The organism is Coxiella-like endosymbiont (genome assembly GCF_030643785.1).
Lineage (GTDB): Bacteria > Pseudomonadota > Gammaproteobacteria > Coxiellales > Coxiellaceae > Coxiella.
In genome coordinates this window covers 177,101-193,002 of record NZ_CP094378.1, presented here as the reverse complement: position 1 = coordinate 193,002, position 15,902 = coordinate 177,101, and the positions used below count along the sequence as shown (strand labels likewise).

Here is a 15,902-nt window from a genome sequence, read left to right as displayed (position 1 = left end):
TGATTTAATTATAAGATTTATGTCTTAAGATTATGTCTAAAGCACGAGAAATACGAACAAAAATTACCAGCATTAAAAATACGCAAAAAATTACGCGGGCAATGGAGCTTGTGGCAGCAAGTAAAATGCGAAAAGCTCAGGATCGCATGGCGATGTCTCGACCATATGCTGATAAAATTCGAAAAGTCATCAGCCATGTAGCTGCAAGCCATGCTGAATACGCTCATCCTTATTTGGAACAGCGCGAAGTAACGGATCGCGTAGGTTATATCATAGTGAGTACGGATCGAGGCTTGTGTGGTGGGTTAAATATTAATTTATTTCGCGCTGCTGTGACAGAAATGAAACAATGGAATGAAGAAAATATTGGAATTGATTTATGTGTTATTGGTCGAAAAGGTGAAGCCTTTTTCAGGTGTTATGGAGGCAATGTTATAGCTGTGGCAAATCATTTAGGAGATGAACCCGAAGTGCAAAATATTATCGGCTTGGTGAAAGTGATTCTGGATCGCTTTAACGAAAAGAAAATTGATGCCATTTATATTGCTACCAATGAATTTGTAAATACCATAATTCAAAAACCGGTTATTTGCCAATTACTCCCTTTGGTAGCTGATAAAAAAGAAGTTAAAGAAGGTTTTTGGGATTATATTTATGAGCCTGATGCCTCTAAAGAGTTATTAGAAATGTTGTTAGTTCGGTATATTGAATCGCAGGTATACCAAGCTGTCATTGAGAACATCGCTTGTGAACAAAGTGCGCGTAGGGTAGCTATGAAAAATGCGACAGAAAATGCTGGGCAATTAATTGATGAGTTGCAGCTCATTTATAATAAAGCGCGCCAGTCTGGGATAACCGAGGAAATTGCGGAGATTGTCGCAGGTGCTGCTGCAGCAGTAGAATAAATTGAAAAAAATGAGGTAACGCGAATGACAACGACTGGTACTATTACCGAAATCATTGGCGCTGTGGTTGATGTGGAATTTCCACGCAAGGCTATTCCTAAAGTCTATGATGCTCTTCAGATTAGTGATAACCAGTTGACATTGGAAGTCCAGCAGCAACTTGGCGATGGAGTAGTCCGCACCATTGCTATGGGGACCACCGAGGGATTAAAACGAGGTATTGCTGTAGTAAATACCGGAAGGCCAATTGAGGTTCCGGTCGGGGAAAAAACGTTGGGGCGCATTATGAATGTTCTCGGGGACCCGATTGATGAAGCTGGTCCTATCAATGCGAAAAAACGGCTGCCCATCCATCGTGCAGCTCCTTCTTTCATTGAACAATCGGGAACCACCGAATTATTAGAAACCGGCATTAAAGTAATTGATTTACTATGTCCCTTCGCTAAAGGAGGTAAGGTAGGGCTCTTTGGTGGTGCAGGCGTGGGCAAGACCGTGAATATGATGGAATTAATTCGCAATATTGCTATTGAACACAGTGGTTATTCCGTTTTTGCTGGCGTAGGGGAACGGACTCGTGAAGGAAATGATTTCTATCACGAAATGAAAGAATCCCAAGTCTTGGATAAAGTAGCCTTGGTATATGGCCAAATGAACGAGCCTCCAGGAAATAGGCTCCGCGTTGGTTTGACAGGACTTACCTTGGCGGAAGCCTTTCGGGACGAAGGTCGTGATGTGTTGTTATTTATCGATAACATTTTCCGCTACACATTAGCGGGTGTAGAAGTGTCCGCTCTTTTGGGTAGGATGCCCTCCGCAGTAGGTTACCAGCCTACTTTGGCCGAAGAGATGGGTGCGCTCCAAGAGCGAATCACATCTACTAAAACCGGTTCTATTACCTCTATCCAAGCAGTATATGTACCTGCCGATGATTTAACGGATCCTTCTCCGGCCACAACTTTTGTTCACTTAGATGCTACCGTGGTTCTTTCTCGTCAGATAGCCGAACGAGGTATTTATCCCGCAATTGATCCTCTTGATTCCACGAGTCGCCAACTTGACCCATTGATCATTAGGGAAGAGCATTATCTAGTTGCTCGTAGTGTTCAAGAAACACTCCAAAGGTACGAAGAATTAAAGGACATTATAGCTATTTTAGGAATGGATGAGCTTTCCGAAGAAGACAAGCTTTCTGTCCGTCGGGCGCGTAAGATCCAGCGATTTTTGTCTCAACCTTTCTTTGTCGCCGAGGTATTTACAGGAGGGGCTCCGGGTAAATACGTTTCGTTGCAGGATACCATTCGTGGGTTCAAAAGCATTATCAATGGAGAATATGATGAACTCCCTGAGCAAGCCTTTTATATGGTTGGAACCATCGAAGAGGCGATTGAAAAGGCGAAGTCTTTATAATTATTTTCAAAGGGGATTTTTGAGAAACCACCTTCCGTAGGAAGAAAAATTCCTGAGATCAGGTGTTCATGAAGAAAAGTCATGAAATATTGATTGTTGAAAACTATGACTAAAACAATGCAATTAGAAATCGTTTCAGCTGAGGCTGGTATATTTAGCGGCAAAGTTGAGAAAATTATTGTCACGGGAAGTATGGGTGAGCTCGGTATCTACCCAGGGCATCGTCAGCTCTTAACTTCTTTGAAGCCAGGGCAAATCAGTGCCGTTTTAGAAAACGGCAAAGAAGAAGTATTTTATATGTCGGGTGGAATGCTAGAAGTCCAGCCAGAGATCGTTACAGTTTTGGCAGATACGGCTTTACGCTCTGCTGATTTGGATGAAGCTGCTGTGATCGCCGCTAAAGAAGAAGCAGAGCGCCGATTAAGTGAACAAAAGGCAGGAATTGAATATTCACGCGCAATGACGGAGCTTGCAGAAGCTACCGCTCAGTTGCGTGCCATCCAGATGATTCGTAAACGCGCAAAAGGTTAGAGGATTTATAATGAGAGATTTTGAATGGGGTTAAGCGTTGTAATTTTAGCAGCCGGCAAAGGAAAGCGAATGACTTCTAATATTCCAAAGGTCTTACATTCCTTGGGTGGTGTCCCCCTTTTAGAACGGGTAGTAAAGACGGCGCAAACTTTAAATGCTGATACAATTCATGTGGTCTATGGCAATGGAGGAAAGCAGGTCCGAGAAAAATTGGGTTATTTACCAGTTAATTGGGTCGAACAAGAAAAACAATTGGGCACAGGTCATGCTCTGCTGCAAGCCATCCCCTTTTGTCATGATGACGATCAAATTCTTGTTCTGTATGGAGACGTTCCACTTATTTCTTCTGAAACTCTCACGGGTTTATTACAAAATACACCCCCTAACGGACTAGGATTAGTTGTTTCTGAATTACCGGATCCTCGTAGGTTTGGACGAATTATTCGTGATGAATGCGGCAATATCATTAGCATTGTCGAGTATAGAGATTCGAATGACCAACAACGAAAAATATGTGAAATTAATACCGGTATTCTGACTGCTTCGGCGAAGAATTTAAAAAACTGGTTGGCTCGCCTAACTAACAACAATTGCCAACAAGAATACTATCTCACCGATACGGTGGCTTTAGCAGTCGCTGCAGGATGTCCCGTGAAAAGTGTTAAGCCCTCTTTTTGTGAAGAAGCACAAGGTGTTAATGATCGTTGGGAATTAATTTATTTGGAGCGTTATTATCAGCACTTAATAGTCAAGAAATTAGCCTTGAGTGGGGTGACGATTGCTGATCCGGACCGAATAGATATTCGAGGTGAAAAGATTCAGGTTAGTCACGATGTTTTTATTGACGTTAATGTAGTTTTGGAAGGAGAAATTCAATTGGGAGCCAATGTGAGAATCGGCCCCAACGTCATTTTAAAGAACGTTATCATTGGTAATGATACGGAAATTTACGCAAATAGTATCATCGAAGGTGCCAGAATTGCAGCCCATTGCAGCGTCGGCCCATTTGCTCGCATTCGATCTGACAGCGTTTTGGAAAAAGGGGCTAAAGTAGGAAATTTTGTAGAAATTAAAAAAACAATTTTGGGACCCAATAGCAAAGCTAACCATTTAACCTATCTCGGCGATGCCTCCATCGGAAAAAATGTCAATATTGGTGCCGGTACAATCACTTGTAATTACGATGGAGTTAATAAATGGGAAACTAAAATTGAAGATGGTGCTTTCATCGGCTCAAATACCTCTCTTGTTGCACCCCTAATTGTAGGAAAAGAAGCCACCATTGGAGCCGGTTCCACAATCACCCAAAACGTCCCTCCTCATCAACTGACCCTAGCTCGCAAACGCCAGAGCACCATTAAAGATTGGCGCCGTGCGAAAGAATCCCCAGAGAATACTTCAGAAGATCATTCTCCCGAATAAAGATTTACTCTAATAAATAGAGCATGGTACATTTTTCTGGATTGGCAGGAAGAAATAGTTTTTTATTAAATTAATTTACAGCTTTATATTTTTATATATTTTTAAAATATGTTTAAATTAACGTGCGTGTCGTGAGGCAAACATCAATTCCATAACTTTTTTAAGAATGGGTTAAGGTTAGAGATAATTTATCTTTTCTAAAAAGATAAAGGATAAAAAATCATGTCTCGATTTTTCTCCGAGAAAATTTTTATCGCTCCGACCATAAAGAATCCAGATAATGCCACTCCCAGTAATACAATTTTAAATCAATTATTTCGCTATACTCAAGAACATCCATATTTGGATAATCTTAAAGAAGATGTTGGGCGAGTAGTTAATTGTTTAAAATATATAAAAATCAATCTTGATTTCATTGCTTTTTTCTCTGCCATTACCAAGATGATCCTGGCACGATCCTTTTATTCGTTATTTTTATGATGGTGGAACGCCCCTTTAAAAATTCCTGAACGTGACCGAAAAAATGGGGTGATTTGTGATTTTTTTGGGACAAGAGTATTGTATTTTAATTTCTATAGCAACTCTTTGGAAGCTTGAGAAGCACTTGCGCTTCATGCCCAAGAATTTGGGGATGACGTTCTATTTATGAAAAATAAAGGGATACCCTGATTCGGTTTGGTGTATCGAAGCACGGACGAGTGGAGTGATGGCTATCACAACAGCCATTCGCAAAAGCGGTTTAACTTTAGATATTCTTTTTGAAAGTTTCTTTTTGAAAGTTTTTCGCATACAGGGGTGTTTAATAATCCCACCATTTCCGATTCTCTAAAAAGAAAGAAGGCACAACAATTTATTGCGCCTTATCTTTTCAAAAATACCCAAATGCCTATTGCTCTTAGTCACTCCACCGCGCAAGAGTACTAAGTTTTTTGACGGATGTACAAACAATTGAACTTACCGAAGAGTACATTCCGAAGAGCACATTGATCGTTATCTTAGAGAAATATTAGCGCTTGATGATAATCATCAAAAATCGCAATTATCGGCAGAAGATATAAGCCGTCTTTATAAAAATCATTGAAATCAATGTTTCTACCTATCTTTAAATAAGGCTAAAACTGGCATAAAATATTATTTTTTGCTGAAAAATCTACACAGGATTTTGTTGCCTTTATAAAAAGTCTCTCAATTCTACATTCTTTTGGTGTTGAAGAAGCGCGTATCACAAAAATTAAGAGGGCGGATCTGATTGTCTTTGCTGTTGGACTAAGTGTTAAATAAACAATTTGAGACACTTACTCAAAAAGCTCTGAAGATTTTTTTAATTCTTTACATAATAAGCACTTTCGTGAGCTTATTGAACATTCCTGTGCGTGTAAGTCAGCTGGTTTTTATTTTTGATTGGTAAATATGAACGTGATCTGGAACGTATCTTCACATGGCCAGATAATATTAGTGAAAATTGTCAATTATTCCATTTGGTTACTAAATTTCAACCGCCGAAAATCTTGTTAACATATTAATAAAGAAAGTCAGTATTAAAGTAACTCCTTTTGTAAGCAGTAGCTGAAAATCAACCGGCGAAAGCATTTTTTGGCGCTGTTAAGCAAAGTAAGTTCGTCCATAGTGGATGTTGCGTTAAATATTAGCCGATGTAGATGGTAAGAATCTACTTAGTTACGTTGTTCGCTATCAACCGGCGGAGTCTCCTGTTAAGTGGGGGCTTTAATGGCTAAAGTCTCTTCATTAGGAGGGCTTTAGATAGAGTCTTAAAATCGCCAAAAAGCCCTGTTTAGGGTTTTTTAAGTGAAGTGTGTAGCATTCCATAAATAAAATCAGCACAGTTCACTAGATGCAGCCTTAGTTCTGCAGGGGCCAATGATGGAAGAACTTCCTTCCTTAATGACAGCTGCTATCTCTCAATCGGAGACTGGGTTTATGGTATTGATTGATAAAGCAAGTGCTTCAGCAATTAATAAAACGCTGCAGCTATTGCTCGACAATGGATGGACCCTTTTATAGGTTAACATGCTAATAATGCATTAACGCGAGCCGTTTCTCAGGAGAATACGATATATATTTTAAAAGTCTTATTTACTATATTTCACGAGGTATTTCAGTTGAACTCTTTCCCGCCGCATTACGGGAAAAAATTATTACGGCTATGACACCATTTAAAAAACAATTGCAAATTAAAGATTTATTTGTTAGGCTAAACCCTTCAATTTAGATAGCGGTTTGTCCAGAGTACTTCTACCCGACCAAGAAAAAATCCCGCTGATAGTTTAGAAATATTCATGTTACGATTTCTGTTAAGCTATGAGCCATTACCCCAAATTACCCACATGGAATGCTTTGCTTCTTAAGAAGATCGAGAAATTTATATCAGCAGTTTAACTCGTTTTCGTCGTTATAATTTTTATTCGTCACAAACTATTCGCAGTGTGTTATTAGCAAATGGTCATGGGGCAGGGGGCACACATCCTTATCCAGAAGAGGAAGACAACCACGAGGCGATGTATGAGTTGTGCCAAGTATTTGGAAAAATTGGAAAAAAGGTTTTGCTTCATGGATGGAATATCGATCGTTACTCGCTCAAGCTCAAAACCCTCAGTTAAAGGGGTTATTATTCTTGATGGATAAAATAGGGATTGTATTAAGAGGATCTACAATTGCCTATTCTGAAAATTTCTTAAAAAGAATAGATAATCTAGCTGCTGTTGCAGCAACAAGTAATCTTTTAATTAAAATTGTCAAAGAAAAAAAGAAAAAATAGTTCACAGTTTTTAAAACAATTAAAAATCAGTTATTGTTATCGGCCTAATTTGAGAATCGAACCTCCAAAGGATGCCACGCATAAGTATCACCATTTGACAGGTGGTTTAGAACCTCCACCGGTTCTGTAATCTTATAAGTTCTGTCTATGACATGGATTTCCCGAAACTTACAAATTCCTCTTTATGTATGGAGAGCAATGGAAAGCAAGCGTGTGTTATTAAGGCTATGTTGTTTTCGGATAAGAGAACTTATTTATCAAGATTGGATGGAAGAATACAATAGGGTGAAGTGCTATTCCGATTAGAATTATGATTATGGGATATTGCATATACAGCTGAAAAATTATATCAGAAAAGATACACTATTTCTCAAGAAGATTTGCGACCGTATTTTCCAGAGGCACAAGTGGTTCAAGGGCTATTTAATGTAGTAAATCGTCTATTTTAGATCTCTATAAGGCTGATGGTCGATATCGATATTTGGTATCCAGATACGCGCTGCTACGCGGTGTATGATGTGCAAGATCAATTTGCGCGGTTATTTTTATGTTGATCTTTATGCTCGTGAAAATAAGTGAGGTGGTGCATGGATGGATGATCCTCGTTTAAGACGCCGATTGTCCAATAGAGAAGTGCAACTTCCCGTAGCTTTTGTTACTTATAATTTTAATCCGCTGGTAGGTAATCCCTGCTCTCTTTAGTCATGACGAAGTGGTGATATTATTTCATGAATTTAACTACGTGATTGAGCATATGCTCACTAAAATCAATTACGCAGAGGTTTCAAGAATTCATGGAATTCCCTGGGATGCTAAAGTAATGGCTGCCGATGCATTTTCGCTTTTCAAAGAGAAAGGAATATTTAACTCCCATAGCGCACAACAGTTTTTGACTTATATCTTAGAGTAGGAGCACAAATCGAATGCTAATGCTTTTTATTATTTAAAAAATGGAAAAGTATCTCAAATATTGATAGTTGGTGTGAAGGTTATTCACCCTATATTTGGTTGGGTTTCGATACGATGCGAGTTTTGGGAAAGGATTTAATAAAATCCCAGAAAAAACTTCGCGACCAATGAGTGCTTCGGTCACTGGTTTTGTGGTTTCTATCGGACTGGCATTCTGATGCTGGAAACCCTAGAGAACGTCTAAAACCGAGGTGTCAAAATTTATGCTTGAAATTTTAAGCGTGTAAATAGCGAGGGTCAACGTCAAAGGGGTTCGATAACTGTGCCTAATCCCATCGGCGTGCAGCTTTGCATTCAAGGAGCCTTTGAAGGAAGTAGCAATTTCTCCTTCGCAAATTGATACTATTAATGGACATTTGATGGGAACGATGGCAGAAAAATTAGAACTTAAAATTGGTGGGCGTCGGCTTTAAATTGCAAGCCACAACACAAATTAGCTTAGGTAAATTCTACTAAATCGCTAATTGAACACGCATTAGGTGGTTCTGGAGAGATAGAGTCTATCGCTTCAGTTTTTCAATTACACAAAGAATTTATTCATGGACCGTTAAATTGCGAAGATATCCATCCCGAATTAGAAGTGTTTCAAGATAGAATCATTCAGCAGACTCAAGAAAAATCCATTAATATTTTAGCTAAATCAATTTTCGGTTTTGGTGATGTGAATATTGGTCATGAAAATCCCAGAGTAAACACTCAGGAGCCCCTTCGTTAATACCAATTGCCATAATTGATACATGCGAGAACGAAAAGTACGGGCCAATGCATATAAAAAAATAATCCCACATGCGGTAAAACTTCATGGTATTTCTAAATTTCCTATCTCAAGCCATTAAAGTTTTATCATAATAGGAACCAAAATTATGACAATCTTTCATAACGAATAAATTCTCAAGCGCTTTGCTAATCTGAGCAATAGACCGTATTTGTCCGTTTGGAAAAATGTATTTATCAAATTACGTGTTACCGCTTTTAATAGATATATTTTCCAATGGTCTGGAGTACAAAAATTCCATCATTTTTTAAATAATTACAAACGGATTTAAAAAAAAGTTCGATAATTTTTGTAACAGATATATTCAAACATACCTAAGCAAATAATGCGGTCAAATTTTTTGTTCAGATTAATTTCACGATAATCTTTTAACTCAACTATAAATAACTGTCAATCATAACTGTCAATCCTTGTAATGCTCTTTCGCATATTCGCTTTGTTCCTTCTGATAATAAGCAGATCTATAAGTCATGTAAAAATCAAGCATTCGAATATAAAGTTTGTTGCCTACATCGTAATGGGTTTTGGAAACGATATAAGACCGTTTTTTTGATTCAAAATTCATGAAATAATGCATGGGCCAAACGAAAGAGAAATTTTTATTCTAATTAACTTTTTGGTTTAAATTAGTGTACATAATTCACGATATAAATTGACTAATATTCTCACAATCCTACCAGTCATCCATATAGGATTTGCCGAGCCCCAACGGGCCTTCGAGTAATGCTCGATCATAAGTTTTTTTGTTGTGAACTTTAACATCGAAAGGTCTGGATCCGTTGATTTGGATTCCAGCTAAAGCCAGAAATTCTTGAGAGAGTTTTTTTAGATTTTTGAATTTTGGATTGATTAATCATTCAATAACTCGTTGTTTTAGGTAAAAACCAAATTTATTAGAGGAAGTCAATTTTTCTTCTCCTTTAAGAGGAGTTAAAGCGACAATCAATATATCCAAATATCCAAGCAGCGAGAGAGTATGTTGGTATTTTCCCCGAAATTAAATTGGACGGTATTTATACTTAAATTGATCAACAATGCTTGTTTGATTTGAAAACCTTGGTAATAATATGTCTTTTATTAGAGAGGATAGGAATATGGGTAAAAACTAAAATATTCAAAAAAAATTAAAGAGAAAGTTAAAGAGATCGTAATACCTTTTAGTAAAGCGCCGAATGCCGTAGCTCATGCAACCTCTCTTCTTGATTTACGGAAGATCTACAAATTTCAGCGCGTTTGATTGATATCATTCTGGCATTTGAGGATGCGTTTGATATTGAAATTTCCGATCAACAAGCCGATGAAATTTTAACAATTGAGGATGCTATCAACTTAATCAGTAGTCAGCTGGAATCTACTGTTGACTATTATTTATTTAGGAAATGATATCGTCGATTTGGGCGATCTTGGGACGCATAAAAAATTTCTCGATGTTCGTTTTTTGAAGAGAGTTTTTCCCCTTTGGAACATGAAGCGATTTTAGCATCAGCAAATCCAATAAAGAGGCTGCTTACAAATCATGTAGTAAAGATACTCTCGAGCTTTTTTCCGTTAAATTATTCGTTTTTTCGGAGTCGGATTTAATTAAAGTCCAACGATAGGAAAATTTTTTTCTGTTTTTATAGTTCAATTTTGGTGAAATGAATCACTCCTTAAATTTAAAATAAAAAATATAGTCAAAGAAGTTATTCATGCAGTTGCTTTGATAGGAGAGCCAGCGACATCTTTTAGCTTTCGTCCAGTAGTAATTTGCTTTCAACGTTTGAGGGGCAGAACAATTTCTACTAAAAAAGAGTCAGCCGCCGTAAGAACACTCGTAAAGGATTAGGCTAGGTGGTCCACCGGGTTGGGGAATCATATCAGAGTGGAGCGATCAAAAATTAAAGGAAAAACGTCTGGGTCCACCATGTCTTTATTCAACGAACAATGATTTATCTTCCTTTCAACTTAGCCTGGCTCACGATGGTAGATGGGTTGGATTTACACTGCTGTCAGAGGGGATTATCTGATAAATCAAGGAGAGAAAATTTCTTTTGGATTTGACGAAATAACCTTTAAAAAAAGACGAGAATCGATAAAAGCGCAAGGATTGAATTGGCAACTTTGTGCCACAGAGCTTAGTAGCTTCTTGCGAGGATTAATTGAAAATCACATCGGACAAGTTTCTATTCCGCTAGGATTATCTGGGCCGTGTATTGTAAAAGGCACTTATGTGTAAGGAACTTATTATATTCCTATTGCAACGTTGGAGGGGACATTAACTCTATCCATGTCGCGGGGATTTAATGCAGTGGCCAATGTGGAGGGATTCAAACGCAACATGTCCAACAAATTTTATCGCGGAGTCCATTATTTCTTTTACCGATCCAGAAACGATACCTATATTTTCACAGTGGATTGACGATAATTTTCTAAATTTAAAAGAAGTTGTAGAAAAAAACACAGAACATAGTAAGCTTTTAAGAATTGAGCAATATCAAATTCGTCATTAGTTTATACTTGATTTTATTTATGCGACGGCAGAAGCAGCAGGCTAAAATATAACAACCTTTTGCACGCATGAGGCCTGTCATTTTATTCAAGCTAGGTTAGGACAAGAATTTGCTTTTTCCTACTTCTTAAAATCAAATTTTAATTCCGATAAAAATCCTTCTGCAAAAACCCTTCTTACTGGTTGAGGACACAAAGTAATTGCTTCATGTACGTTGCGGCTGAAGTTTGTAAAAACTTTTTAGGGTCTTCTCCAGAAGACTTAAGGACGAGATGCGGATGGCGGGTTATGGAAGCGGAATGGCAAGAAGTATAGTCGGCGTCAATTTGCATGTGGCAAACGAATTGACCACTATTTATTTATCTCGCCACAGGTCAAGATTATGCTTGTGTAGCTGAAAGAGCATTTAAAATTAATGGATTTTCTAGGAGAAAATTCGTCAAAACGATTTGCGGAGCTTGTGGGCGCGAGTGTTTTAGCTTTAGAAATATCCTTAGGATCGGATATGATAGCTCAGACTCATCTGCTATTTCTTCCAAGAAGAGAAAGATACAAATCTATGCAAAAAGTTAGAGATTATTTCTATAAACTGGGATTTAAATGGTTTTGTTTAATAGTTTTTAATTGGTACTGTCGTTTTTATGTATATGATCGTCAACATTTTCTCGAAGTTCTTACATTTTATACAGTAATCACCCCCAGCCATATGGATACACCCGCTTTGATGTTAGCTGCGGGACGTCCATTTAAAGAATTTAGTATGTTAGCGGCGAAAGACTATTTTTTTAATCACCAAGGAATGACGTCTTTTTCTTCGAAATTAATTAATTTAATTTCGGTCGATAGAAAAAATCCTATAACAACACTAAGAGATATTCAACGATATTGAAAAGGCTTTAAAGAGAATAATCATAAATTGATTATTTACCCTGAAGGAACACGCTCAAAAACAGGCGAATTTTTGCCTTTCAAAAAAGTACTGCCTTTATTGAACTTGCATTCCAATTACTACCCATCGTTCTATCTGCATTGAAGGGGACTAGTCAAGCTTTTTCTAAAGGAGTGTGGAATGGTTAAGCCGCGAGGCATAAAGATTTATATTGATGAGCCGATTTATCCTCAAACGTTTATAGCGAGTTTTTCTAAACTTTCGCATTTTGAATGTTGTGCTTGTTATGACCCAAGCAATTTATACAGCTATTACGCAACTGAGAAAATTGACATTATTAAAAAATAACTATCAGACAGTTAGGGAGTAAACTCATATGATTATGAAATGGTGGAGTTGGGGAGCAGAAAATAAACAGGCTAATTTGGTCAAGATTCCAAAATTTTTGCCTTATGTAGAACGCATTAGTAGAACGACTATTCTCGTTTGGCTATTATTCAAGAGGGCGCATTGGGAACTGAATTAGAGGTGCAATTGAATGTTAAAGGTTTTTCTTTAGGTCATTTAATTCGAGTGTAGCATGATTAGGAAGGAGTTCAACTAGATGGGAAGCTGTTTCATGTTCGGAAAAAATGCTATCTTCTATTCAAGTAGGATGCTTTTTCTTCCCACTAACGCTTTTTCAATTTCGGTTTCTCTATTCATATAGGCAAGAACTTTGCTTTATTTTAAATAGGAAACAAGTGGAGATAAGCCTTACATAGATTAAAAATGCACCGGTGGTTTAAAAATTTATTCGCTATTTTGGTTATAACCTTTTATATTTTAATTTCAGAATTTTTAGCGCTGCCGATTATCATTTTAGCTGGTTTTTACTTTTTTCTCCCCGTTAAATCTCGGCGTCAAACTCTTCGAAGGTTCCCTTTAAGTATTCTCCTGTTATGGACAGGTTTTTCTAACTGGATATTCCGTCTGCGTCCCGGCCACTATTGGAGAATTGAAGGAGACGCTGACTTAGATCCCAAGTCCTGGTATATATTAAGCGGAAACAGTCATTGTGCTAAAAGCGAAGGCAACGAAGTGGTGTAGGTGAGGTTATGCTGCGGTCTTCGCTGACCCAAGGCGGCGCTTGATGCCGTGCCCCCTCCATTGCCTTGGAATTTACCGCCTGCGTTATTCGTTGTAACCTACTCCAACCCGGAGTAACAAGACACACCAGCATTGCGTTTAATTCCTGGAAGTAATAGCATGAAGGTAGTTGCAAAAATGAAAAACCCCTTTAAGCGACTTACCCAATCAGAAGATGTAGCCAACATGATAGCATTCATTATTAGTGATGCCAGAATCTGCGTGGATTAATGGAACCATTATTCGCGTGGAGGGTAGTGAAAAAATCGGAAATTTATAATTAATTAGAAATGAGAAAGAATGTCAAAAGATAATCTTAAAGAAACGGCAGCGCTGGAGGCTATTCAATATATCAAAAATATTGACATTATTGGCGTTGGCACTGGATCCACTGTGAATTATTTTATCGATGCGCTCGCTGAGATGAAACATCAAATCGAGGGAGCAGTGGCTAGTTCTTGTGTTACGGAAAGATACTTAAAAGAAAAAGGGATTACCTTAATGGATCTTAATTCAGTTTCAAATTTGGAAGTGTATGTAGATAGCGCAGATGAATTTAATAAACATTTTTATCTTATCAAGGGTGGGGGGCGCACTGACAAGCGAGAAAATTATTGCTGCTGCCTCTAAGCATTTCATTTGTGTGGCAGATGAAAACAAACAAGTCGACGTTTTGGGTAAATTTCCTTTGCCCGTCGAAGTTGTTCCAATGGCCCGAAGTTTCGTCGCGCGTGAAATTGTAAAATTAAAAGGCGATCCTGTTTATCGTCAAGGGTACATTACCGATAACGGCAATGTTATTTTGGATGTTCGTAATTTAAATATCCTTGATCCATTGGAACTTGAAAGAACACTGAATAATATCCCTGGTGTTGTCAGTAACGGACTTTTTGCTCATCGCCCTGCAGATACTTTACTCGTGGGAACTTCTGCTGGTGTTAAACTTTACAGAAGATCACAAATATAAATCAGGAGTTTCGAATATAAAATTGACCACTTGCACTTCTCGCTATCATGGGTATAATGGCTCGCTCTAAAGCTTATCTACGGGCACGCTTTGATCGAATCTCGTGAGATTCCAATGGAGACTATGAAAAGGAGGTTCTGCGTGAAACTGTCGCCGCTTTGGCAAGTTGGCAAGGTGGCTTTAAGATAAAGGAAGTTTATCATGTTAGTCCTAACAAGAACACTTGGTCAGCGTTTAATTATCGGCAACGATGAGAAAGTCAAAACCGAAACAACCGAAACCTCAGCACATTCAACTACCCTACGGCGGGGAGATTTATCCAACGAAAAGATTGTCATAACAGTCTTGGAAGTTCGAGGTAATCAAGTGCGAATTGGTATCGAGGCGCCGAAACATATTCCAGTTCATCGAGAAGAAATTTATCAGCGCATTCAGAACGAAGAAAAGACAAAGGTACCTGAAACAGAAAAAATTGAGTAAGAATAACTTCCTTTAAATCTCTGATAGTGGAGTCTCCATACCCGCACACAAAAGGGGGTTAATTAATTTTTAACCGCCCTCTCTGCCCTCATCGACCATTTCGTCATATGCGCCCTGTCCAATTAAAAAAATATTTATAGAACAATTAGTTATGATCAATCGGGACAATGAATGTCAGTGTTTTTCATTTTGTTGCGTCAAGACCAGAAATAAGAAGAAGCTTCAGTTAATACCGTTTTAAAATAAGGAAATCTTTCTCAAAAAGAGGTATAATCTGTCTATCTGAAGTTACAATGGGAGTATCTGATGACAAGAATGCAAAGGGTTTTAGATCCTCAACAGATAAAATTGTACAGTAACCTTTGTACCCTCGAAAAAAAAGAAAAACAGACCTATGAGGCGTTAGCCGCCTTAGTCACTTACTTAGATAACAAACGCCAAGGATGGGAACTCTCCGATTTTAATAAATTTAAAAAAGAAGTTTTAAAGAGCGCTGGTGAATTGGCCCTTTGTGAGAAGGCTAAAGGAGCTTGGCATGAACCCAAATTCAACGTGAAACATTACGAACGAGCGATTTTATGTACCTCGGATTCCACCTACCGGGACATGGCGATCCAGGCAGCTAACAAAGATTTGAATGAAGAGGCCATAGGTGAACTCATCACTGCCCTTTCTCGAGATTGCCGGCGGATTTCACGGGAGTTGAAAGAAATCACCGCTGAATGGCGAAAATCCCGAGCCCTTTTTTCCGACTACCATCCCTTATGGCAGAGTACAGAGTATGGTTGAGCCCATATTTGAAGAAAGCACGGAGCGTCTTCACAGTTATAAGATGCTCTATTATTCTGTTGATCTGCTTGGCGAAAAAAATCGTATATTTAGCTAAACACTCGTCTTATGATTTTGAAGGTGACAATCATACTCATTTAAAAGAAATGAACGGTGTCTCTCCTATACAGCTAGCTCCTTTTACGGAGCTCGGTTGGTGCTATCTTTTATCGTCTAAAGTATTTTGATTTTTGCGCGAATTGTTAAAAGCATCGAGGATGCGTGACCCAGAGGGCAGGTCTTGATACTATCAAAAACAGCTCTCATATATCTCCACGGAGACTTTTCTAGTAAGCTCATATTTTCAGTGCAAAAGACGATAACTTGACCATCTGTG

At 38.2% G+C, this 15,902-nt stretch carries 20 protein-coding genes and 1 pseudogene; 19 read left to right on the top strand and 2 right to left on the bottom strand.

Going from position 1 to position 15,902, the window contains the following annotated elements; genetic code table 11:
* Positions 1 to 32: 32 nt before the first annotated feature.
* The 10 genes from atpG to MRH55_RS00935 all read left to right on the top strand — a co-directional run bounded on the left by atpG (position 33) and on the right by MRH55_RS00935 (position 8,725).
* Positions 33 to 905, top strand: coding sequence for a F0F1 ATP synthase subunit gamma (gene atpG / locus MRH55_RS00980; protein WP_304985659.1), 873 nt, complete (start codon positions 33 to 35; stop codon positions 903 to 905).
* A 24-nt stretch (positions 906 to 929) separates the two neighbouring features.
* Positions 930 to 2,312 carry a F0F1 ATP synthase subunit beta gene (atpD, locus tag MRH55_RS00975; protein ID WP_304985658.1) on the top strand — a complete coding sequence of 461 codons (1,383 nt, stop codon included), beginning with the start codon at positions 930 to 932 and terminating at the stop codon, positions 2,310 to 2,312.
* Positions 2,313 to 2,417: 105 nt separating this feature from the next.
* The gene (locus tag MRH55_RS00970; protein WP_304985657.1) at positions 2,418 to 2,843 is read left to right on the top strand and encodes a F0F1 ATP synthase subunit epsilon; all 426 of its coding nucleotides are present in this window, start codon (positions 2,418 to 2,420) and stop codon (positions 2,841 to 2,843) included.
* 24 nt (positions 2,844 to 2,867) lie between these two features.
* A complete protein-coding gene (gene glmU, locus MRH55_RS00965) occupies positions 2,868 to 4,265 on the top strand; it encodes a bifunctional UDP-N-acetylglucosamine diphosphorylase/glucosamine-1-phosphate N-acetyltransferase GlmU (protein ID WP_304985656.1) in 1,398 nt (465 codons plus the stop codon).
* A 222-nt stretch (positions 4,266 to 4,487) separates the two neighbouring features.
* Positions 4,488 to 4,745, top strand: coding sequence for a hypothetical protein (locus MRH55_RS00960; RefSeq protein ID WP_304985655.1), 258 nt, complete (start codon positions 4,488 to 4,490; stop codon positions 4,743 to 4,745).
* Positions 4,746 to 6,143: 1,398 nt separating this feature from the next.
* A complete protein-coding gene (locus tag MRH55_RS00955) occupies positions 6,144 to 6,287 on the top strand; it encodes a hypothetical protein (protein WP_304985654.1) in 144 nt (47 codons plus the stop codon).
* Between the two features lie 505 nt (positions 6,288 to 6,792).
* Positions 6,793 to 7,041, top strand: a complete 249-nt coding sequence (locus tag MRH55_RS00950) for a hypothetical protein (protein WP_304985653.1) — start codon at positions 6,793 to 6,795, stop codon at positions 7,039 to 7,041.
* A 323-nt stretch (positions 7,042 to 7,364) separates the two neighbouring features.
* Positions 7,365 to 7,490: a M3 family metallopeptidase gene (locus MRH55_RS00945; protein ID WP_369421600.1), complete on the top strand. Its 126-nt coding sequence runs from the start codon at positions 7,365 to 7,367 to the stop codon at positions 7,488 to 7,490.
* A 263-nt stretch (positions 7,491 to 7,753) separates the two neighbouring features.
* On the top strand, positions 7,754 to 7,951 hold the full coding sequence (locus MRH55_RS00940; protein ID WP_369421267.1) for a hypothetical protein: 198 nt from the start codon (positions 7,754 to 7,756) through the stop codon (positions 7,949 to 7,951).
* A 522-nt stretch (positions 7,952 to 8,473) separates the two neighbouring features.
* Positions 8,474 to 8,725 (top strand): hypothetical protein, encoded by a 252-nt coding sequence (locus MRH55_RS00935; RefSeq protein WP_369421598.1) that lies wholly within the window; start codon positions 8,474 to 8,476, stop codon positions 8,723 to 8,725.
* A 327-nt stretch (positions 8,726 to 9,052) separates the two neighbouring features.
* On the opposite strand, the gene MRH55_RS07510 is transcribed toward MRH55_RS00935, so the two are convergent.
* Together MRH55_RS07510 and MRH55_RS07505 are read right to left on the bottom strand one after the other, a co-directional pair.
* A complete protein-coding gene (locus MRH55_RS07510) occupies positions 9,053 to 9,133 on the bottom strand; it encodes a hypothetical protein (RefSeq protein ID WP_369421596.1) in 81 nt (26 codons plus the stop codon).
* A gap of 55 nt (positions 9,134 to 9,188) precedes the next feature.
* Positions 9,189 to 9,350: a class I SAM-dependent methyltransferase gene (locus MRH55_RS07505; RefSeq protein WP_369421265.1), complete on the bottom strand. Its 162-nt coding sequence runs from the start codon at positions 9,348 to 9,350 to the stop codon at positions 9,189 to 9,191.
* A gap of 668 nt (positions 9,351 to 10,018) precedes the next feature.
* Between MRH55_RS07505 and MRH55_RS00930 the strand changes: the two genes are divergently transcribed.
* The 9 genes and pseudogenes from MRH55_RS00930 (at position 10,019) to MRH55_RS00895 (ending at position 15,526) form a co-directional block, all read left to right on the top strand.
* Positions 10,019 to 10,168: an acyl carrier protein gene (locus MRH55_RS00930; protein ID WP_304985651.1), complete on the top strand. Its 150-nt coding sequence runs from the start codon at positions 10,019 to 10,021 to the stop codon at positions 10,166 to 10,168.
* 583 nt (positions 10,169 to 10,751) lie between these two features.
* Entirely contained in the window at positions 10,752 to 11,000 is a 249-nt protein-coding gene (locus MRH55_RS00925) for a hypothetical protein (RefSeq protein WP_304985650.1), read from the top strand.
* 51 nt (positions 11,001 to 11,051) lie between these two features.
* Positions 11,052 to 11,183, top strand: coding sequence for a hypothetical protein (locus MRH55_RS07500; RefSeq protein WP_369421594.1), 132 nt, complete (start codon positions 11,052 to 11,054; stop codon positions 11,181 to 11,183).
* A gap of 505 nt (positions 11,184 to 11,688) precedes the next feature.
* Positions 11,689 to 12,162 (top strand): lysophospholipid acyltransferase family protein, encoded by a 474-nt coding sequence (locus MRH55_RS00920; protein ID WP_304985649.1) that lies wholly within the window; start codon positions 11,689 to 11,691, stop codon positions 12,160 to 12,162.
* A gap of 27 nt (positions 12,163 to 12,189) precedes the next feature.
* On the top strand, positions 12,190 to 12,306 hold the full coding sequence (locus MRH55_RS00915; RefSeq protein ID WP_304985648.1) for a hypothetical protein: 117 nt from the start codon (positions 12,190 to 12,192) through the stop codon (positions 12,304 to 12,306).
* Positions 12,307 to 12,933: 627 nt separating this feature from the next.
* Complete coding sequence (locus MRH55_RS00910; protein ID WP_304985647.1) at positions 12,934 to 13,251, top strand: acyltransferase; 318 nt, start codon at positions 12,934 to 12,936, stop codon at positions 13,249 to 13,251.
* A 339-nt stretch (positions 13,252 to 13,590) separates the two neighbouring features.
* Positions 13,591 to 14,257, top strand: a pseudogene (gene rpiA, locus MRH55_RS00905) (ribose-5-phosphate isomerase RpiA).
* Positions 14,258 to 14,458: 201 nt separating this feature from the next.
* The gene (locus MRH55_RS07965) at positions 14,459 to 14,737 is read left to right on the top strand and encodes a carbon storage regulator (protein ID WP_304985646.1); all 279 of its coding nucleotides are present in this window, start codon (positions 14,459 to 14,461) and stop codon (positions 14,735 to 14,737) included.
* A 306-nt stretch (positions 14,738 to 15,043) separates the two neighbouring features.
* The gene (locus tag MRH55_RS00895) at positions 15,044 to 15,526 is read left to right on the top strand and encodes a hypothetical protein (protein WP_304985645.1); all 483 of its coding nucleotides are present in this window, start codon (positions 15,044 to 15,046) and stop codon (positions 15,524 to 15,526) included.
* The last annotated feature ends 376 nt before the right edge of the window (positions 15,527 to 15,902 follow it).